Origin of the sequence: Pseudocitrobacter cyperus (assembly GCF_039889165.1) — a bacterium.
Lineage (GTDB): Bacteria > Pseudomonadota > Gammaproteobacteria > Enterobacterales > Enterobacteriaceae > Pseudocitrobacter > Pseudocitrobacter cyperus.
The window spans coordinates 27,968-48,789 of record NZ_JAYMYY010000012.1 but is presented as its reverse complement, the minus strand read 5'-3'; the positions used below and the strand labels follow the sequence as shown (position 1 = coordinate 48,789).

15 protein-coding genes and 1 tRNA gene are annotated in these 20,822 nt (G+C 44.4%); 6 read left to right on the top strand and 10 right to left on the bottom strand.

The genetic code is table 11. The features are described from left to right. The first annotated feature begins 72 nt into the window (after positions 1 to 72). Positions 73 to 4,083, top strand: coding sequence for a tetratricopeptide repeat protein (locus tag VSR74_RS22405; RefSeq protein ID WP_347796733.1), 4,011 nt, complete (start codon positions 73 to 75; stop codon positions 4,081 to 4,083). Between the two features lie 442 nt (positions 4,084 to 4,525). Next, on the top strand, positions 4,526 to 4,753 hold the full coding sequence (locus VSR74_RS22400; protein ID WP_411914279.1) for a DUF4942 domain-containing protein: 228 nt from the start codon (positions 4,526 to 4,528) through the stop codon (positions 4,751 to 4,753). A 213-nt stretch (positions 4,754 to 4,966) separates the two neighbouring features. On the opposite strand, the gene VSR74_RS22395 is transcribed toward VSR74_RS22400, so the two are convergent. Together VSR74_RS22395 and VSR74_RS22390 are read right to left on the bottom strand one after the other, a co-directional pair. Beyond that, positions 4,967 to 5,824: an HNH endonuclease gene (locus tag VSR74_RS22395; protein WP_001358293.1), complete on the bottom strand. Its 858-nt coding sequence runs from the start codon at positions 5,822 to 5,824 to the stop codon at positions 4,967 to 4,969. 315 nt (positions 5,825 to 6,139) lie between these two features. Further along, positions 6,140 to 6,604: a helix-turn-helix domain-containing protein gene (locus VSR74_RS22390; protein ID WP_024185272.1), complete on the bottom strand. Its 465-nt coding sequence runs from the start codon at positions 6,602 to 6,604 to the stop codon at positions 6,140 to 6,142. 239 nt (positions 6,605 to 6,843) lie between these two features. On the opposite strand from VSR74_RS22390, the gene VSR74_RS22385 reads away from it, so the two are divergent. After that, entirely contained in the window at positions 6,844 to 7,341 is a 498-nt protein-coding gene (locus VSR74_RS22385) for a hypothetical protein (RefSeq protein ID WP_347796732.1), read from the top strand. A gap of 40 nt (positions 7,342 to 7,381) precedes the next feature. On the opposite strand, the gene VSR74_RS22380 is transcribed toward VSR74_RS22385, so the two are convergent. From VSR74_RS22380 to VSR74_RS22370, 4 genes are all read right to left on the bottom strand, one after another. Further along, a complete protein-coding gene (locus VSR74_RS22380) occupies positions 7,382 to 9,898 on the bottom strand; it encodes an AAA family ATPase (protein WP_347796731.1) in 2,517 nt (838 codons plus the stop codon). Between the two features lie 276 nt (positions 9,899 to 10,174). Further along, positions 10,175 to 10,378, bottom strand: a complete 204-nt coding sequence (locus tag VSR74_RS23285; protein WP_225627637.1) for a recombinase family protein — start codon at positions 10,376 to 10,378, stop codon at positions 10,175 to 10,177. Positions 10,379 to 10,420: 42 nt separating this feature from the next. After that, positions 10,421 to 10,978, bottom strand: coding sequence for a recombinase family protein (locus VSR74_RS22375; RefSeq protein ID WP_347796730.1), 558 nt, complete (start codon positions 10,976 to 10,978; stop codon positions 10,421 to 10,423). A 138-nt stretch (positions 10,979 to 11,116) separates the two neighbouring features. After that, a complete protein-coding gene (locus tag VSR74_RS22370) occupies positions 11,117 to 11,926 on the bottom strand; it encodes a DUF6602 domain-containing protein (RefSeq protein WP_001570724.1) in 810 nt (269 codons plus the stop codon). A 1,114-nt stretch (positions 11,927 to 13,040) separates the two neighbouring features. On the opposite strand from VSR74_RS22370, the gene VSR74_RS22365 reads away from it, so the two are divergent. Beyond that, entirely contained in the window at positions 13,041 to 13,373 is a 333-nt protein-coding gene (locus VSR74_RS22365) for an NIPSNAP family protein (RefSeq protein ID WP_130028675.1), read from the top strand. A gap of 341 nt (positions 13,374 to 13,714) precedes the next feature. Beyond that, positions 13,715 to 14,569 carry a hypothetical protein gene (locus VSR74_RS22360; protein ID WP_347796729.1) on the top strand — a complete coding sequence of 285 codons (855 nt, stop codon included), beginning with the start codon at positions 13,715 to 13,717 and terminating at the stop codon, positions 14,567 to 14,569. 281 nt (positions 14,570 to 14,850) lie between these two features. Here VSR74_RS22360 and VSR74_RS22355 read toward each other — a convergent pair whose 3' ends face one another. The 4 genes from VSR74_RS22355 to proB form a co-directional block, all read right to left on the bottom strand. Continuing rightward, the gene (locus VSR74_RS22355) at positions 14,851 to 16,791 is read right to left on the bottom strand and encodes a site-specific integrase (RefSeq protein ID WP_325875180.1); all 1,941 of its coding nucleotides are present in this window, start codon (positions 16,789 to 16,791) and stop codon (positions 14,851 to 14,853) included. Between the two features lie 87 nt (positions 16,792 to 16,878). Then, positions 16,879 to 16,954, bottom strand: a tRNA-Thr gene (locus tag VSR74_RS22350). Between the two features lie 115 nt (positions 16,955 to 17,069). After that, positions 17,070 to 18,323: a glutamate-5-semialdehyde dehydrogenase gene (proA, locus tag VSR74_RS22345; RefSeq protein WP_347796728.1), complete on the bottom strand. Its 1,254-nt coding sequence runs from the start codon at positions 18,321 to 18,323 to the stop codon at positions 17,070 to 17,072. A 10-nt stretch (positions 18,324 to 18,333) separates the two neighbouring features. Beyond that, positions 18,334 to 19,437 carry a glutamate 5-kinase gene (gene proB, locus VSR74_RS22340; RefSeq protein WP_108474712.1) on the bottom strand — a complete coding sequence of 368 codons (1,104 nt, stop codon included), beginning with the start codon at positions 19,435 to 19,437 and terminating at the stop codon, positions 18,334 to 18,336. Between the two features lie 298 nt (positions 19,438 to 19,735). Here proB and phoE point away from each other — a divergent pair, with 298 nt between their 5' ends. Then, entirely contained in the window at positions 19,736 to 20,800 is a 1,065-nt protein-coding gene (gene phoE / locus VSR74_RS22335; RefSeq protein ID WP_347796727.1) for a phosphoporin PhoE, read from the top strand. The last annotated feature ends 22 nt before the right edge of the window (positions 20,801 to 20,822 follow it).

The following is a 20,822-nucleotide window of genomic DNA, read 5'->3' as shown; positions in this document are numbered from 1 at the left end:
GATGACTAACAAGAAGAATTGCACAATCAGCTGAGGTATACTTTTGGTATAGGGATAATTGATGGTGCCTAAATGACTGCGACGCCAAGCCATAAAACAGATGCAAAGCGCGATGCTACCGACAGTATTCGCGGATACGTTTACCAGATTTATCAGAGTGTCCTTGCATGGATCAATCTCAATGAAAGTGAAATTTTGTTCCTTGAATGCGCTGAAGACTTTGATATCTGTTCAGGGCAGTCCGTCATTAGTACTCAAGTCAAAGATTTATCCAGCAATCTAACACTGCGTTCTCCTGAAATTGTCGAGACGCTTAATAACTTCTGGTCTTTGCAGCAGAACAATCCCCATCACAATGTTACCTTGCGGTTTTTAACGACAGCCTCAGCAGCCGATGAAAAAGGCGCCCCCTTTGGGAAAAATCAAAAAGGACTTGAATACTGGAAGAAGTGCCAGCCAAACACTGAGCAGGTTGAGCCATTGCGTTCATTTCTTATAACGCTCCCACTGAACCCCGCGCTTATGGAATTCGTGAAGTCTGCGACCGTGGATATTCTCTACCACAAATTCATCAATAGAATTGAGTGGGATTTGGGAAATAAGAAAAAAGATGCGTTGCAGCTGGTCATTGAAGATAAGCTCAAATTGCATGGTTCAAAACTCGGGATTAATACGCATTATTCACGTCAAGCGCTACCGCATCTCCTTAAACACGTCGCAGATTTACTTTCTACAAAAGGTTCAAAGCCACTTTTTCAAACAGTTTTTTGGGATGCATTCGAGTCGGCCACCATGGAGTCTGTTCCTAAAAATGAGCTGGATGGCTTGCGAAGGAACAGCAGCTTGCAGCAGTTCATGGATAATGCAGAAATTAGTGAAATAGCAAGACTGCTTGCGCGCGTGCCTACGATTGGAAGGCCACTGCCGGTTGTGGACGGTGCCGTGCGTCGAACTATCCTTGTCGAAAAGTTAGAACGGCAGCTTTTGTCTTCTCAAGTGCTTTTTTTACACGGCAGCAGCGGAACGGGTAAAACAAACCTTGCGGCCTTGCTTTCTGACAAAATGGGTGGCCGTTGGGGATGGGGAAGTTTTCGGGGACGATCCACTGATCAAATCAGGGAAATGCTTTCCCGTGCAGCAATAGAAGTCAATACATCCGCCCTGCCAATCCAGTTGGTACTGGACGATCTGGATTTGAGTGACATTGCAGACTTTGAGAGTGAACTTATCACGCTGATTTTCACTGTAGTGCAAAATAAAGGCAGGGTTATCGTGACAGGTCAGAAGCCGCCTCCCATGCCGTTGTTCCCTAAGCTTTGGCTTTCTCAGGAGAGCGAACAAGCCATTCCCTATTTTAACGAGCAGGAGATTGGAGCGTTAATTAAAATACACGGGCTCCATGATCCGAAAAAAGTCGTTCAAACTGGGCGGGGGATTTATTACTCCACCCGAGGACATCCACAACTAGTGCATGCAAGGGTCAGAACGTTAAGCAGTCGAGGGTGGTCTGCAACGATTGATGACATCTTACAAACGGAGGATGTTGAGCGTATAAAAGAAGAAGCCCGCAGCCGTCTTGTCAGGGAGTTCCCTTCTGATGCTGCCAGGGTTTTGGCTTATAGACTTAGTCTCGTTTCAGGATCTTTCCGGCGTAATATTGTTACCGCCATTGCGGGAGCACCGCCTCCCATTCGATTGCCTGGCGAGATTTTTGATACACTCGTCGGCCCTTGGATTGAAAAGGAAGGTAGCGACCTTTATCGAGTATCCCCTTTGTTGGTAGGAGCAGCTAACGATACTTTGCCTGAAGACGAGATTAACGCCGTTCATATCAAAATTGCGCACAGTATTGTTAATGAAAAAGAACTCAACCAGTACGATGTGGCGAATGCATTCCTGCACGCATTCTTAGCGAAAGAAAAAACGATACTTATTTCTCTAGCGAGCCAGCTTATTCGAGAGAGCGATAAACATTTGAGTTATCTTCGTGATTCAATGTCTTGGTTTGTAGAGGTAGCCTTGAATCCGGGCCAAACGATTATTGATGATGAAGCAATGACTGAATTGCTACTTCGTTTACTTCAATTCAAGCTTCTTGTGTCTTCGTCACAAGAAGCGAAGGTATTGACGAGTATTCTTAAAATAGAAGGAATCGTTGCTTCAATTACGCCTGAAGAGCAGAAGCATCTCTCAACCTTAATGGCCTATGGCAGTATATTGGCTAATATAAGGGTACATATTCCGTCATTAACTGTGGTCAGATTACTAAGTTCTATGATGGATGCCCTGGACAGTGGAGTCGTAGATAATGTGTCTTTTTCTCCTTATCCCGGAGAATATTCTATAGATACAAACGATCCGGTAACACTTCTATTTTCTCATCAGGCAGTTAGAATAAATGGGCTGGATGATCTCCTTGAGCTTATTACTTCGCTTGACCTCCTTGAAGAAGATAAAAGAAATAGGCTTCTTGCTGTTTGTGACATTGATACTGATTTTTCGAATGTTTTAATTAACCAATCTTGCTGGAAAGAAGAAAAAGACAGTTCCCTGGACATTCAGAAAGCGCTGCATATACTCCGACTTACAGAAACAAAAGCCCGCAAGTGGGGAGCGAGAAGACTCTATAAAGCTTGTTTGTCCAATATTTCAGTCATTTATGATGAATATGAGCACTCAGTCGATGAGGCTTTATCTGTGCTGGACAAAGCGGGTAAGGAATTTAAAGATGATGCTACTTTGAGCAACCAGCGCGCCAAGGTACTGTTTCACGCAGAGCGTTACTCAGATGCGATACATTCTTTCCAGAAAGCCTTGCTCTTGCCTGATTTTGGTAATGTGGATTATGTCTTTGCCTGCCGGTATATGGGCATTGCTTTTGCTAAATTGAACAACTGGTCAGAGTCAGCCGTTTTTTTCCAAAAAGGTGCGGAAATTACCGGGCAATCAAAGATCCAAATAAGAATAAGAGTTGGTTTGATGGCGGATGCTGCTGTTTCCTTATGGCGTTCAGATAAGAAAAAAGAATGCCTGCTTCTCTTTTCTGACGTGTTGGATTGTCTGCCGTCTATTGAAACCAAGGATGATATTCGAGCCCACCACTTACATGCCACGGTTAGGCACTGTATCGCATGGGTTCATTTTGAAACGATAGGATATTCTGAACATGACTTAGTAGTGCCCCTACCAGGAATGTGCAGCAATCAGGAACCCCATGAAAAAATTATTGATCACCGACTCATTGATATTAGTGGTTCGTGGGGATTGTTGGCAGCGACCGAGGATTTTTTATCCTTGGGAGATAAAATTACTAAACGCGCTCATATGGCAACAAAAGGAAGAATGCCATTAAATTCGGTATTTTACGGTCGGATGTTGGCGCTGGAGTCACTATTTAGAGAAAAAACATTTGATAAATTAATTCCGAACCTTATCGGGGTGCATGAAGGTATGTCCTACATGAAAACCGTTGAACAAAATAATATTGACACCCATCAGGTTGGGGAGATACCTCCAGTTCCAGAGGATTACTGGAAGGATGAAGCACCATGGGTATTAAATAGCCAAATAGTTCTTGCCGCCTGTATAACAAGTTTTTCGGAAAGTTCTGTGTTGCCTTCGCTTTTAAATTCATGGAGCGATGCACTTGAGCATATCGCTGAACCTTCTACGGACTTCAAAGGACTTATTGCTGTTTTGCATGGAGAAATGCCTGGGAATAATATATACCAACAGGCAGCATCTGCACTGCTGGCATTACAGAGCAATTCGTTAACACCTGTTCAGCTATGGAAAAATTCATGCCGGTTATTAGAGGTGTCAAGGCTGGTGAAGAACTATACAGAGACAGCACTGGAAGCGTTGCTTGTAAAACGATGGCTTTTTGCTTCACAGCAGCAGAAGTTCTTGTTCAGCGCACCAAGGATTTCAGCAACTCAAATTGAAAGGGCTTGTCTTGGCAGTGAGTATTCAGGATTAGAGAAAGTTGCCTCAATATTAATCATTGCTGAACCTTATCTGGATATCAGCGTATCGGGCGAATTAATGATGCTGCTTAAATGCATTAGAGATAAAAAACAATAGGCTTTTTATTGTAATTGTAAGAACAACTTATGCAGTACCAGATTGTCTGGTGGCAGTCTGTCGTTATAATTAGTGATAGAATTGAAGTCTTGTTGGGTGAGGCGCTGAAAGACATGGACCAGTTGAACACAGAAAGGTGTCGATAAACATACAGCAACAGGGCAGCATTCTGCGCCCATTGCTGATGTAAACCCAGTTAATGGAAGCAGGAACAGCCCCGTGTTTCACAGAACTATGTGTTTCTGGATTCAAAGCAACCCTTTCTCCGCATAGGTTATGCTTCTTCGAAGCATTGCCTTTCACTAGAGTGCACCACTACGCATACCCCTCGAGAATAACAATCTGCTGCATCGGCTAGCAGATGTGCATCGCATGCTAAATCTGCTTGATGGAAAGCCTCTTCCCGAAAACCGCCGCGATCTCAGCATCAGGTTAGCAGACCATATCAGCAAGCAACACAGTTGCCGTATATGAAGATGAGTATCTTTCAATACGATACTTCCAGAATGGATCGGGGCATATCACGTTCAAGCGTCTCGACCTGACTAAGACGATGAACAACATTATCGCAAAAACACTATCCGGAGATGCTGGCAGGGAAAGAATGTTGATTTTCGTTGATGTAAATCACTTACATCAGCCGTTACATAGGAAAGAGTTACTGGTGTAAACGATAGCGATACTGAATGTAACTTATTGATTTTAATGGTGCCGATAATAGGAGTCGAACCTACGACCTTCGCATTACCGAAACTCGCGTAACCACATGAGTTTGTGGGGTTCGATTGTAGGACGCATTTGTAGTAGATGCTACATGATGAAGTAGTCTTACTCCGAAAGACCTTAAACTCTTTTACAGCTCTCTCCTGATGACATTTAGATTTTACTTTACACGAGAACAGAACTCTTCCCAGCGAGCGACCAAGGCAATTTTATCAAGTGACAGCACTGTTTGAATTACGTGTCCTTCAAAATCGAGGTAGCTATCAATTGCTCGCTCACTAAAATGAATCGTGAGGGTTTCCGGGTTGACTGCCATATCACCGCGATCAAAAACAGCATGAAGGTCTTTTCGAAGAGCAATCCCATTCGCTACTTTCATCGCACCTCCATTACTATGCGGGTGTATATGCGCAGCATCCAATGCGGCACGATACTCAACACCAGTTACAGCACACACATTCAAGGAATTCAGCAATACTGCATTACGGAAGCGAGCCTGACCGAAGCGACTATATGTGTTATAGGTCTTAATCATTGAGCTATTCACCATATGCCGTATCTGATCGGGATGTAGCTCGAAATCAGCTTGATCAACCTGACTCGGTTTTAAGTGAGGGTGGCTTCGTGCTGATCCTCTAACCTCGTTGTAAGTCGAGTAAAGCTCTCCTCTCGTCATTGCTTCGATTCGTGCGGGCTGATAGCCCTCTTTAATCAAGCGACGATAAGCACTTCGGTAGTCTTGTTGGGACTTTTCAGAAAGTAAAACACCGCCTTTTCCATCAAATGAAATTAACCAGAAATCTTCTTGGTTACTGACCTTATTCTTACATGCCTTCAAGTGCCAGCCACCATCTCTCGCCCAATCAGCTCGCTGATTACTATGATTGGTCGTGTCATACCCTAAGCTATTGAGCCAGCTATAAAATGAAGTAAAACCCAAATTCTGAACTTCTGAAGAAGGAATACGCACAACTTGTAGTGTGTGGCGCGGTTTTAAGAGTGGAGCGGATTCGTTCAATGATTTTTCCTAAGGTTAAATACTGCCGTTACTCACTCAAACCGGAAATGCAACTGCGTTCAAATTCCGAAAGGACAAATGAATATCAGTCACTTTCAAGGCCACCCCACCAAGCCTATGTTATATATGACTTTTATTACACTTACTTTGACTTAGCCTTGAAAAAACGCCACCGTAACGCCTACGTAATGCACCTGAATTTTGGTGTTTCATTCACTCTTATAGAAACAAAAGGCTGATGAAACGGTAAAATATTAGCACCCAATAAACACTGTTCATCCATACAGCATCGGAATTCTTAAACTTATACTTGCTCTACCTTCTCAGTTTGTCCCATCGCACCGCTGACACAATGCCCCAATTGCCACTGGCATTAGGCCTACGCCACTTTGCGGTCTCCATGCTACGTAGATACTCAAGTGCTTCGGAAAACGTGCCAAAACGCTTCTGAGCCGCTTTATCACCTACGCCAAACGAACCATCGCGACTACTCGCAAGTCCAGGATTAAAGCACGAGCCATCGGCCGCGTATGGAACCAACAGTTCCGGGTCGTCATCTTTAGATGAGTCAGACGCTAATAACTGCCATGGCTCAACACTCAGAGCGTTAGCCAGCACCTCAATCGCATCAAGAGACGCGTTGGAGCCACCACGTTCAATACGACTCATATAACTACGAGCAAACCCACACCGATCAGCAAAGGCTTCCTGGCTCATTCCGGTGGCAATGCGCAGTTCTTTTACCCGCTCGCCAAACTGTATTCTCAAGGTCTTTTTCATGCACTGAATGTGCAGTTTTGACCACTGTAAGGCCACGCTCCATATGAGACATTTTGAATCTAAAAACTCTATTTGTGAGCACAATCTCCTTCGCAAGAAGCCTGTATCACTACACCAAATAGATTCAAAATGAATACCAATAGTGACAAATAAAATCAAAACCGTATGATGGTCATCACTGGTTAAGTGTCTCCAGCACTCACTACAAGCTGTGATGTTGTTTGGCAAATGAGGGAATCATGACGGAATCAGGCTTTATATTACCGATGGCAGCGGGAGCCGTGCTTAGCTGGGCCAGTTACAGCATAGTTGCTCACGTTTCAATAAAACGGCAGATCAGCAGCCTACGAGCAATATCATGGGGCATTTTGGGAACTCTCGCTTTGGTGCTGGGAGTGTGTGCGTTTTCTGCTGTGAGTGCAGAACACACAACAGAAAAGCAAGGTGCTGCTTGCTCAGATAATACACCGGAATGCTATGCAAAAGCGCACCACAACCCCGTCAGACAGTGCAAGCAGGTAATGGACAATAAAGCGACGTTTCGCCATGTGTGGCAGGAAAGTGAAGCTCAACCGATTTTCGGAACTTACTTATGGCACGACGAGAAAAAGAGAACGATTCAAGCATTTGGACAACAGGCTAAGGCCATTAACAGCATGAATATGCTGATACCATTGCAATACTTTTGTGTTTTTAACGCCAACACTGGGGAAGTCATCGCGGCTTCATTTGAATGAAAGCATTCAGAGAATTCTTCCCTGAATGCTTAAAGATTAACTATTTTTTAATCTGAGTCGCTGCTGCTTTTTTTGCTAAATCTAAAATAAGCTCTAAATCTGCTCGAAATTCATCAGGGCTTGGTAACGCTGTCTGTTTGTATGCAGGTTGATCATGAGCATCAGTAATACGATGGCATTTTGACCAGAGTTCAGAAATCGCAATACAACATTCTCGCTCAAGCCCACTTAATTTATGTAAACTGCCAACTCCTATAATTTCACTGAATCTAACCACAATCCCAGCGAATATCACATCTTCAACCATTTTCTCAACCGTTGATCTCATACGGCTATATAATCTTCGCATCGAGTTGTCTTGCTCAGCACTGGGATATACAGGCCAAGGATCTAATTGCCGAGATTCTTGTTTTAACTTTTCAACTCTGGTTTTATAGCTGACCTTATCCCAAGGTAAACCATCATAAACGCAGCCTGAAAAATCTCCAGTCCATTGCAGGTGATGTATTAAGCTATCGACATTATTTTTCTCGGTAGCAAATATTAACTCGCTCAAAAAAGCGATATCATGCGTGAGGATTATTACCTGCCGATTTTTTGCTTCTTCAACCAATCTTGTTGCTACCCGTCTTCTTCTATGATGATCAAGAGAAGATACTGGATCATCAAAAATGATCCCACATGAATGGTTGGCAAGTTTTAATTCAGCTAAAAAAGATGCTAACGATACAGCCCTCTGTTCCCCTTCACTCAAAATTAAATCCACCTTATTTGAGATAGGTATATCCAAAAGCAAACTATAAAAAACCTTCCCCTTAGAAACTCTTGGTTTGAGAACTGTTTTTATATGAGAAACACCCAATTTAGAAAATTCTTCATCCAAATCTTTTTTTAAAGCATTACTTATTATTGAATTTGCAAACAACTTAGATTTATCTGATACTTTTTTTGATAATGCTGAAAAGCTAATTGAGTTAAGAGTGTTATATAACTTCAACCTATCAACTAAAGAAATTAAGCCTTCTAATTTTTCCGCAAGCATAATTCGTGCTTTGAGTTCTTTACTTTCCTTTATTAGAGCGTCAATCTTTCTTTTTTTGGATGCTTGCTTATATAACCTTGCTTCACGTAACTTGCTAGCAGCCAGAAGTCTTAGCTCTGAAATTGGATTATAATCAAATTCGATATTCGCGAAGTTCTTACTATCAATCATTGAAAGCATCGCAGTCTTTGTATTGATAATATCTTCTTGATACTTATTAACTCTTTCAATTAATTCGCTATGCTCATTGCCAATTTCAATATGTATTGCAGCATTAAAACTAAAATCAAGGGTAGCAGTATATATTTTTTCTCTAGCTGTTTTTAGAGAAGATTTTCTTTCATCTAATAATTTAGATATATCATCATTAATAAACTCATTGAAGCGTAACATTCTGTCAGTTGCTTCGGATATAGGTTGCTGGCATAAAACGCATTTTGCATCACGACCAACGGAGGGAAAATCATGGCCTGGGTAAGCACAACTGAGCGAGTATTTTTTGGCAGACAGAAACAAATCTCTCCAGATACTTTCACCAGTGTTAGGCAATAAATCATCTCCGGCCGCAAGTTTTTGAGCTGACTCATTTAATGCCTTTTCTGCATTAGTAACGCCTTCGATCAACGACTTAAGCTTTGTCATGGCCGCGTTATTTATAAACTTACTTTGATTATTGATCCTAACGCAAAGCTCTTTTATGTGCGATACACTTCTTAGTAATTCTTTATACTTTTCCTCAGGATTTTTTTCTGCCAGAACTCTATCTAGCTCTTTATCCCTACTTAGCTCGGAATCACTTAAAGTGGCTAAATCTCTTAATTTTACGACATCTGTTTTATGGTCCAATACTTTACATATATCAGATACACTAGTGCCATCTGTAAAAATTTGAGTTATATCTTTATTCACATCTATAGCCTTAGCCTCGGCTAAAACTTTTTCTGCTAATTTAGGAATTATTATATTTGCAAATTCTTCAAGAATATCGAGACCACGAGGTAAATAAGCAGCCTCGCCTTCTTTCAGATATGATGATGCACAAAGAGTATCAAAAACACTAATTGAGGACAACAATTCTGGGGATGGTGAATTATAAGACCATTGTAAATCGTGTTCTTTCCCATTCAGAGAAATTTTAAATTTCCCGTTAGGTATATTGGATGAATAGCCAGGCAGGTTTACATTAGGGAGTATCGCACCACCTTTATCTCGTGCTCTACATGCATGCTTGAGAACTCGCCCGTATCCTGATTTGCCCGCACCATTCATACCATAAATGATGGTAATCCCATTATCACAGAATGCAATTTTTTGGTCAGGCGCAATCCTATTCACGTGAACAAGACTACTTAGTTCTTTAATCTTAATGACTTGATCATTAACCGCTGAAACCGGAATATGATCCTTATTTAAGGGGAGAGATTCTAATTTATCGGAGGGCAATATTTTATTTTCTATCTTTATCAATTCCAATAATTCTTCATAATCACTATCCTCCAATGAGGGAGAAGCCAATTGTCTCCTTAAGCAGTCTCTTGCCCAGAGGGGTAGCTCGGAACTAGACCATTTCAATATTTCCTGTAAGACATCCATGATAGCCTCTAACAATTATTTTTATAGATAAGAATTGCCTCCTATCTGTCATATAATAGCGTTGATAGGAGATTTCATAAGCAATTCATAAGGTTAGACTGTATCGCATCCACCGAAGACATTGGAACAAAGAAGAACACGCTCTTCAATTTAACTTAACTCTCTCATAAACATCGACATATGCGACACCGTTATGTTTTAAGTGAAGAATTCATTTAACGCAACTGAAAGCATTTTAAACTGAGTCTCTTCTTTCACATTTTCTTCTAACCTACTGATTATTCCATGAACCTGAGACAATCGCCAAGTTCCACCATGAGGCGTAGTTATGCCCAAATGATTAAGTGCATTGGCAATCTTTCTCTGAGATAAGCCCTGCGGTCTGAAAGTTAGAACCGCTATACAACGAGTTGTCGCCCAAGAGCTTCGAGAAGCAATAAACGTTTAAAGCAACGCGGCTATAGTTGCTCTGGAAACGCCGTATTCACGCGCTAACGCACTGACACTGATTCCGCTACTCTTTTTCTCTATAATCGCTCTACGGGCTTTTGGTGCGATTTTAGAAGGTCTACCCAATTTCTTGCCTTCGGCTTTTGCTCGCGACAAACCTGCCTGAGTGCGTTCAATCAGTAGATCACGCTCCATCTCCGCAACCGCTGCTAACATCGACAATAGAAGCTTACCGGCAGCAGAAGTGAGGTCAGTTGTTCCAAGCTGGTGGACGATCACCTTGATGCCGCGATCAGATAACAATCGGACTGTCTGGAGCACGTCAATAGCATCACGCCCCAAACGGTCGAGTTTTGCCACTACCAGTGTTTCACCGGTTCGAATTTTGCCAAGCATTTCAGCAAACGCCTTACGCTGAATTGCCTGAACTTTCCCGCTAACAATATCGGCAAACCAAAAGTCAAACATCCAACCAGCTTGCTCAAGCTCCAACCTCTGGTTCTCCGTATCTTGCTGAGCGGTAGAGACACGCCCGTAGCCGAAAATCGCCATTCTCAACACCTCTCAATACCTGTCAGAAAACGGTGTCAACAATAGGACGCCTGCCAACAATTGCCAAGGCTAATTTTTCAACATCCCGGAAGATACCTGCGAAGGGGTGCCGGAAAACGGTCGTTTGTTGGCACTAACTTACCCACCAGTGCGGATATCAACTTTCAGCTTTTCCATATACGGAACTAAATTCAAAAAAGTTCCACTGATGTTCATAGAAGCTTGAGTCAACATTTGGAAAAGCCATAGCAAGCTTCCTCTCTGCACAGTTGCAGCGACCCACTTAGCTTTCGGCATCTTTCCTCGAGCTTCATCATTCAAAAATCCGATTGGAAAATTATCGAATGTAACAAAGCCTCTATCTAGTAAAAATACTCCATCAATCGATTCACTTGGGACGCGTATTCTCTGCTCTCCTAAAGGTAAATCGTTTCCAGCAAAACCTAATTTATTCTCTATTTCGATGATCCAACCAAGAACCGTATCCATCTGCTGAGGCCCATCATAAGCTACAACAAAGTTGAGAATGGCTGGAGGGATATAACCACTACTGAAAGACCATTGTTCATTTTTTTTAAGCTTCTTTGCCTGGTAGGCAGCAGTAATAGCTTGCTCCATTCCAGCTTTATCAAGGGTGGACTTAACTTCTATCGTTGCGATCACTGACTCCACAAGAAAGCCACTCACACCACCACCAAAATCAAGCTTAGGAAGGTTACGTTTATAAATCACAATATCAAACTGCCGTCGTGCCGAATTTGGCGAGGACTCACTGTCGATTATTTCACCTGTGCCAATGGCAAGTGTTGAAGGTAAGTGGGCCTCTAAAAATTCTCTGATGAAAGCTTCTCTCGGCGTTCCTTTGTGCAAAGAGTGACCAGAGTTTGCAGGGATTTTAGAAGTGGCAAGAAGTTGTTCTTCCACTGCCGACATATGAGCTAATAACATTGAGCCACCTGTTAACCTGTTGTATTAATGTTAATTAATTATAATGGCAAGCCAAACCGACTACGGTGTCGACAATCAATTATACCGATACTGATGCTATGTGTTGTTCTATATCAGTGAAGTGCTTTCAAAATATGAACGCACTTCACTGATATATAACACTTTTATTGAAGTTAAGCCTATGCTATTTTGGTCGTGACATCTATCTCATGCGGTAAACCGGTCCGGATAGGTGGAGCATTACCGCTCTTTTGCGTAAAACGTCAGGATGGGAACTCTGTGTAACGTTGATTGTGGTAGGTAGGGCGCGCAAGCGTTTGATGCAGCCAAGCAGAGGGTGAAAGTAGCTATCGGCGGATTCTTGAGTAGCTTCTTTTGCGCATAATGCATCTTTCAAGAAAGGTCGTCACACCACGAGGAAGACTTGATCTTCATCTGGCAAGGGGAACCGAGCAAACCTACAGGCTATCTTCTCAGATGGCCTTAGGGTTGATATGTCCGGCTTCCCCCCCGAGGAAGGGTTTACATCTTAAAGAACAAGTTATGTTTTAACATTTTTAACAATTACACTTCTCTGCTGTTTGGCGTCTTATGGCGTTCCCGTCAAAAGTAAACCTGCCGTTTTTACCTTACCTGCGTAACAACCAAACACGAACCAGAAGCTGCTAACGTTCAACGTGTTCGCGGTGTAAATGCAGCCAGATAAGTTGGGAGCGAAAAAGTGGATGCCCTAGGTTTGGAAGCGCCCCTCTTAAGCATTGCATCCGAAAATTTCCGTGGCGGTGAGACAGTCCTTATAGAGGCAATCAGCCTCCAATGTTAAGCGACGCGGTAAAGCTAAAGCTCGCCCAGATTTCTCATTGATTGCTCGAACTCCGCTACGCTTGTTTCAACTGGCTTCGCCAGTCACTCTATGAGAGCGCCGCGAATTCTGCACCATGATTTGACTACCTTCTTTAAAACACTCGCCAGAGAGCCTTACAGCGCGTTTGAACAGCATATCTCAGCTTCTGCTTACGGATGACGGTCTGATTAGCAGTAACTTCACGGCCCAGTCCGGTTTACTTTATTGCTATCAACTAGTAGCTGCTCAAGGGCAACACGGAGATAACGCTTGAGAACCGTCGAAATACTGCAATACACCTTACGCAAAGGCAGCGGTGCCGCTTTTCACGCCATAATGCAGGGAATCAGTGTTCCCCTACACCAAAGCCACGGGATCGATGTTGTTTCGTTTGGCAACTCGCTTCATGACCTGGATTGCTACTACTTGATTCGCGCCTTTGACAGTGCTGAAAGCATGACTGCGGTTCTCGATGCTTTTTACGCAAGCGCAGACTGGCAAAGCGGCCCACGCGAAGACATCGTTGGCAGCATAGAGAACTGCATTAAGACAGTGATTAACCTACCATCAGAAAGTGTGAAAGGGCTGCGGGTGCAATCGTAGGTAATCAAGTGTATTAGCTTAGATTTGATCTAAAACAGCTAAGGCAGATAGCCAAACCTAATCTGATAGGCAGCTTTGTGCCAAAAGTGGACATTACAAACAATAAGGAGGATTGTCAGCAGGTGTAGAGCGGGACGGAACTGACTATATGATGCTTGCCGATTCAGTTTAAACACCTTTTGGCGTCACTTCATCAGGACTTGCTGATTGAAAATCGCTCAGGTCTGATTAAGTTATATATATTACCGTAGTTGATAGGAATAGGGCTTGTTGGGAATTTGGGTGCGAAATTTATTTCATATTGCTGTTATAACTACGATATAGTTGTCAGTAATTAACGAATGAAAAAGGAATTAATTTTGAAATATTTAGAAGAAAACATCATTGACTTGCTAAGTAAAGCTTATGAGTTATTACCGTTAGTTATAAAACATCAGACAGATGAAAGTAAGTGGTCTAATTCCCCAGATTTATATCCTGATTATCAAGAATGGGTTAGTGAAGGTCATGATAAATATGAGAGGCCATTTTTTGATATTTTAAAGTCTATTTATTTAAGTGTATCTCTTTATGTGGAGAAAAATAACACCCCTAACTATCTATCTATTTTTCATAGGATTTTTGGAGAAGACTATGAAAAATGCAAGTATTATAATGAGTTTAATTGTGATGACTATTGGACTGGGGAGTTCAATAACACGTTCTTATCAAAGACGACCCAATTTTTAAGTCCTTTTGGATTTATCGATTCTAATAGAAAAGAAACAGGATTAATTTATCTTGAAAATATACTTCACGGAACTGAATCTTATCTTAACGCATTAGGGATAAACCCCATAAAGGAAGCAGATGTTTATCAACCTATAAAACAGGTTGTCAATGTTATTTTTCCTTCCTCATCTAATGCAGGTAGTGTTTTTTTGAAGCCCAATAAACAATATAAACCTGATATTTTAGTGCCTGAACTAAAAGCTGCAATTGAATATAAGTATGCGAATAGCAAAGATAGATTGAACAAGAACATTGAAGAGGTAGTATCTGATACACAAGGATACACCAATGATTTCAATTATTCATTTTTCTATGCTGTTTTTTATGTAACTCAAGATTTTATGGGTAAAAATAGGTTTATGGAGACCTGGAAGCAACATAACTTCCCAAAGAACTGGATTCCTATTTACATCGTTGGACATTGATATTTCATAGGACATTATGTCTTAACAATAAGCATGTGATCATTGAGAAAAGAAAAACATGTGCTTGTCAAATGTTCGTCTGCTCTTCGCTCAAGGTGGACTGTTAGACTTGATTGTATGCTGTCAGAGAAAATCGTGAGATCAATTCTGAGCTAATGCAAATCAAGTCTCACCAGACGCATTTTAAGCGCCTCCAAATTTGGCACTATGCAATCCACCACCCTTAATAAAAAACGCGCCAGAATCGTTCTGAGCGCGTTAGAGCAAGAGAGAAAGTCAGACTATTGCGGTTCTTTTCGCGATTTGTTGTTCTGCTTAATCCGTAGCGCATCAGCTACAGCAACCACACCATCTTCGCAAACAAATGGAGCAACTTCCGGTAGACCTAGCGTAACGCTCTCAAGAACAGCATAGAGAGCCGCTGGTGGATGATCTTTGCTATACCGGTTCTCTGTCTCGCCAGAACCACGGATATGTCCAACAAACTGCGCACGCGTCTCGCTGTCGATTCCTGCTTGTTTGAGCCTAGTAGAAAACGTGTGACGGAATGAATGGAAAGATTTTTTGCTCTCTTTTTCAAAGCCTAACCGTTCTTTGAGCAACGAGCGGTTAAACCAGTCCGAAGCTTTATCGCCATATCCTTTTACAGGGTGGTAAGGAAGCTCGGGAAATAAACGTTCATGGCCTGCTTTCTTCAATGCTTCGCAATAGCGGACTAATCCAAGTTTGATCAATGTCGGATGCAACGGTATTTTTCGTCGCGAATGAATAGTTTTTAGCGACTGATCTGCACGCTCATTGCTGATTTCGAAGAAATAAAAACCGACAGTATCCTGCTTAATATCGTCAAGATAAAGCTGACATAATTCATTTATCCTCGCTCCGGTAAAAAAGCCAATTAGCGGTAGCCAGTAATGAAATGCACGATAATGATGGAATTGCCCCTGACTGTTTTTATCGACAGTTCCACGTTTATACCAAGGCATACCAAAAATAGCGTTTAAATCCCCATCAGTGAAATCAGATTTGAAATCCTGATCCATCTTTTCATTTTCAACAGGTGCAAAGAATTTATTCGCAGGAGACTTAATAAAAATGCCCTCTCCATCAGCCCACTGGAAAGCCTCGAAGAGAATTCGCATATATTTACGAACGGCATTATCGCTCATTAGAGGGTCGCCATTCTCTTTGGCCTTTACAATCAATTCATGAACATCATTGATTTTATATCTTATTTTTGCCAGATCGCGCCTTGCAGGTATCGACCTTAGTAAGCTCTCATACTTACGGAGGAAGTCACGGTCAACTTTTTCAAGCGTTGAATCACCCATGACTTCAAGGAATAAACCAAACCCTTCCCGAACTCGATTCTCTGCCTTTTCCGTGAATTTCCCCCCGCGCTTGTAGCGAATATATTTTTCACATAACTCGCTCATTTTCACTGAGTAGTATTTACGATTTACATATTCATTATCCGGTATTGATGAGGGCAATAATACAGGGGTAATTGCTTTTGGTTTCTCTGGCATGACTGGAGAAACTGCGGTGCTATGTGACAGCCAAAATAATCGTAAGCGCTCGGCTTGAACACGATGAATCATCAATGAATTAGGCGAGATTTCGACACCGGGAAAGTCAACGAACCAAGCGGCTTTGGATGAAGCCTCTGAGGATTTAAATGCGGTTTCTGCATCCAGCGGCTCGCCAGCGATCATCTGACGTAATATACGTGATGAAACCAAAGGCTGAACATAACCGCTCAGAGAACCTCTGATCCCGATGTTAATGGCACTATCGATGATAAATCCAGAAACCTCAGGATCGTCTTTATCAACGAGTGAAAGGTCTTCCACATAGTAAGCAGGACGCCCATCAGCAAGCCAAAACAGCGGGATATTCGTATCAAGCAGGCGCTGAGCAACTTGTTGCAGGGAAGCACTCGTTAAACCGCAAAATTCAGCAAGGCTGATCATTCCTTCGCCCGCCAAAGCAGGCGCACTGCTCACCAACTTTTCTCTATCCAATTTTTGATACTCACCCAAACATCGCTGCCAGGCAGCCAATAGGACTGCGGCAATCGCTCGCGCTTTTCTGATGTCGTTTGTTTCTGTTGAAGCGTGAATCTCACGCTGTCCCGTGTAGAGACGGTATCGGGCGGGAACTGCAATACGGACAACATAAATACCGCTGCTACGGCGATACAGATTATCACGTTGAGCCATCGGCTGTATGACCTCTATGTAGTAGAGGCTACGCGATTTCACTCCGAACGAATTTAATGTTAATTAAATCAATAAGATATAAGTGACTGGTGCCGATAATAGGAGTCGAACCTACGACCTTCGCATTACGAATGCGCTGCTCTACCAACTGAGCTATATCGGCCCTGAAAAGGACGTGTTCGCGGGCGCGAATCACGGTGAAGAAGGTTAAAACTATCCGGGCGATGCGTCAATGGCCTTGAGAATCAAATGGCTACTTTTGCACCACCCGGGGTTAATTAGGCACGAATGGTATCGTCACCAAAGCCAACCCACTTGTAGGTGGTCAGTGCTTCGAGACCCATAGGCCCACGCGCATGCAGTTTTTGTGTGCTGACAGCCACTTCCGCGCCCAGGCCGAACTGGCCGCCGTCGGTGAAGCGCGTGGAAGCGTTCACGTAAACTGCCGAGGAGTCGACCTCGTTCACAAAGCGGTTAGCATTGCTCAGAGTGCGCGTCAGAATGGCATCGGAGTGCTGAGTGCCATGCTCACGGATATGCGCAACAGCATCGTCCAGGTCGGACACCACCTTCACGTTGAGATCGAGAGACAGAAATTCGTTGTCATACTCTTGCGCTTTAACCGTCACAACCTGCGCCGGGCCATCCTGAAGCAGCCCCATCGCACGCTCATCGGCATGCAGGGTTACGCCGCTTTCCGCCATTTGCTTGCTCAGCGCGGGCAGGAAACGTTCAGCAATGTGCTGGTTAACCAGCAACGTCTCGACAGTGTTACAGGTACTCGGGCGCTGGGTTTTGGCATTCACCAGAATCTTCAGCGCCGGGGCGATTTCCGCACTTTCATCAACATAGATATGACACACGCCAATCCCGCCGGTGATCACGGGGATAGTCGACTGCTCACGGCACAGTTTATGCAGCCCCGCGCCGCCGCGAGGGATCAGCATGTCGATATATTTGTCCATGCGCAGCATTTCACTGACCAGCGCACGATCCGGATTATCGATCGCCTGCACGGCGCCCGCCGGTAAGCCGCACTCCTGCAACGCTTTTTGGATGACCTTCACCGTGGCGGCGTTGGTGCGATGTGTCTCTTTCCCGCCACGCAGAATCGCCGCGTTGCCGGTTTTCAGGCACAGGCTGGCGACATCCACAGTGACGTTGGGGCGCGCTTCATAAATCACGCCAATCACGCCGAGCGGGACGCGGCGACGTTCAATGCGCAGGCCGCTGTCGAGCAGCCCGCCGTCAATCACCTGCCCGACCGGATCCGCCAAAGTGCAGACCTGACGTACATCGCTGGCGATAGCAGAGAGACGTGCGGGAGTGAGCGCCAGCCTGTCGAGCATCGCCTCGCTCAGACCATTCGCGCGCGCATCAGCCAGATCCTGCTGGTTAGCATCGAGGATCTCCGCGCTGAATGCTTCCAGATAATCAGCTATTTTTTCCAGAGCCTGATTCTTTTCACGGCTCGATAGCTGTGCCAGCTTGTAGGAAGCCTGTTTGGCAGCAATGCCCATTTGTTCGAGCATGGTAAACTCCTTAGCGGGTGATCATATCGTCACGGTGGACGGCAACCGGGCCGTACTCATAGCCGAGAATAGCATCGATTTGCTGTGAGTGATGCCCGGCGATAAGGCGTAGCGCGTCGCTGTTGTAGCGGCTGACGCCGTGCGCGATATCTCGCCCTTCGAGACTACGGATGCGGATCACTTCACCACGAGAGAAGTTACCTGTCACGTTTTTAATGCCTTTTGGAAGTAATGAACTCCCGCGTTCCAGAATGGCAGAGGTCGCGCCCTCATCAACGGTAATTTCACCAGCAGGCGGTGCGCCAAAGATCCAACGTTTACGGTTCTCCAGCGGTGTATCCTGAGCGTGAAAACGGGTGCCGACGGAGACTTCCGCCATCACATCGCCAATGACGCCTGGACGGCTGCCTGCGGCGATAATCGTTTCAATTCCCGCACGGCAGGCAACGTCAGCGGCCTGCAATTTGGTGCCCATTCCGCCTGTGCCGAGGCCAGAGACGCTGTCCCCCGCGACGGCGCGCAGCGCATCATCAATGCCGTGCACGTCGGTAATCAGTTTGGCGTCAGGGTTGCTGCGCGGATCTGCGGTGAAGAGACCCTGCTGGTCGGTCAGCAGCAGCAGCTTATCGGCACCCGCCAGAATCGCCGCCAGCGCCGACAGGTTGTCGTTATCACCCACTTTGATTTCCGCGGTGGCGACCGCATCATTTTCGTTAATCACCGGTACGATGTTGTTATCAAGCAGCGCGCGCAGGGTATCGCGGGCGTTGAGGAAACGCTCTCTGTCTTCCATATCCGCGCGGGTCAGCAACATCTGCCCGACGTGGATGCCGTAGATAGAGAACAGTTGTTCCCACAACTGAATGAGGCGGCTCTGGCCGACGGCGGCGAGCAGTTGTTTCGAAGCGATAGTCGCGGGCAGTTCAGGATAACCCAGATGCTCACGCCCGGCGGCAATTGCTCCTGACGTTACAATGACAATACGATGCCCGGCTGCATGGAGCTGAGCACACTGGCGAACCAGTTCAACGATATGCGCGCGATTCAGGCGGCGCGATCCGCCCGTTAAAACACTGGTGCCCAGTTTGACCACCAGCGTCTGACTATCACTCATGATTCTCTGCCGTTAAAAATGAAGTTTTTGTACCAAACGAACGTTGTAGCAGGAGTCAGCCCGCTTGCCAACAGGCAGCAGGGAAAGCATGGAATTTTATTGCGCGCGATCAGTAAGCTTAACCATGCTTTTTGGCTATTTTATGACAACGCTGAACAAAAACACTTTTTTAATATAATTCCGACATTCCTTAGATATTGTCATAAATCTTTCATTGATAAACGTTACAACCCTTCCTGTTTTTTCATGTGGATACATTTTTATAAATTTTGTCTTATTAAAAAATCAGGAAATGGAAATGAAAAAAAGCACTCTGGCATTGATGATGATTAGCGCGTTAACCTCAGTTTCTGCTGTGCAGGCTGCGGAAGTGTATAACAAGAACGGTAATAAACTGGACGTGTATGGCAAAGTAAAAGCCATGCATTATATCAGTGATTACGACAGTAAAGATGGCGATCAGACCTATGTCCGGTTTGGGATTAAGGGCGAGACGCAGATCAACGAAGATTTAACCGGCTATGGTCGCTGGGAATCTGAATTTTCCGGCAATAAAACCGAAAGCGACTCTTCACAAAAAACACGTCTGGCATTTGCTGGTTTGAAATTAAAGAATTTTGGTTCTTTTGATTATGGTCGTAATCTGGGGGCTCTGTACGATGTTGAAGCCTGGACCGATATGTTTCCGGAATTTGGTGGAGACTCCTCCGCGCAAACCGATAACTTTATGACCAAACGCGCGAGCGGTCTGGCAACCTACCGTAACATGGATTTCTTCGGCGTCGTGGATGGTCTCGATTTAACCCTGCAATATCAGGGGAAAAACGAAGGCCGCGAGGTCAAGAAGCAGAATGGCGACGGCTTCGGTACATCACTGGCTTATGATTTTGCTGGCAGCGATTTCGCCATCAGCGGCGCGTATACCGCTTCCGACCGCACGGCAGATCAGCAAAATGCAGCACTGGCGCCGCGCGGTCAGGGCAATAAAGCCGAAGCCTGGGCGACGGGTCTGAAATATGACGCCAACAATATTTATCTGGCGACCTTCTACTCTGAGACCCGCAATATGACGCCGATTTCGGGTGGTTTTGCCAATAAAGCGCAGAACGTCGAAGTGGTGGCGCAATACCAGTTCGATAATGGCTTCCGCCCATCACTGGGTTACGTATTATCTAAAGGCAAGGATATTGAAGGCGTCGGCAGCGAAGACCTGGTGAATTACATTGATGTGGGGGCGACGTATTACTTCAATAAGAACATGTCCGCGTTTGTGGATTACCGTATCAACCAAATCGACAGCGATAATAAACTCGGCATCAATGACGATGATATCGTCGCGCTGGGGATGACCTATCAGTTCTGATTAAAAGCGCCCACCAGTAATG

What these genes read in the sequence shown, in the direction of transcription:
- VSR74_RS22375 (WP_347796730.1), bottom strand. Translation starts at nt 10,978, where the DNA reads ATGGCGATTTTCGGCTACGGGCGTGTCTCTACCGCTCAGCAAGATACG.
- VSR74_RS22370 (WP_001570724.1), bottom strand. Translation starts at nt 11,926, where the DNA reads ATGTTATTAGCTCATATGTCGGCAGTGGAAGAACAACTTCTTGCCACT.
- proA (WP_347796728.1), bottom strand. Translation starts at nt 18,323, where the DNA reads ATGCTCGAACAAATGGGCATTGCTGCCAAACAGGCTTCCTACAAGCTG.
- phoE (WP_347796727.1), top strand. Translation starts at nt 19,736, where the DNA reads ATGAAAAAAAGCACTCTGGCATTGATGATGATTAGCGCGTTAACCTCA.
- proB (WP_108474712.1), bottom strand. Translation starts at nt 19,437, where the DNA reads ATGAGTGATAGTCAGACGCTGGTGGTCAAACTGGGCACCAGTGTTTTA.
- VSR74_RS22355 (WP_325875180.1), bottom strand. Translation starts at nt 16,791, where the DNA reads ATGGCTCAACGTGATAATCTGTATCGCCGTAGCAGCGGTATTTATGTT.
- VSR74_RS22385 (WP_347796732.1), top strand. Translation starts at nt 6,844, where the DNA reads ATGACGGAATCAGGCTTTATATTACCGATGGCAGCGGGAGCCGTGCTT.
- VSR74_RS22405 (WP_347796733.1), top strand. Translation starts at nt 73, where the DNA reads ATGACTGCGACGCCAAGCCATAAAACAGATGCAAAGCGCGATGCTACC.
- VSR74_RS22360 (WP_347796729.1), top strand. Translation starts at nt 13,715, where the DNA reads ATGAAAAAGGAATTAATTTTGAAATATTTAGAAGAAAACATCATTGAC.
- VSR74_RS22390 (WP_024185272.1), bottom strand. Translation starts at nt 6,604, where the DNA reads ATGAAAAAGACCTTGAGAATACAGTTTGGCGAGCGGGTAAAAGAACTG.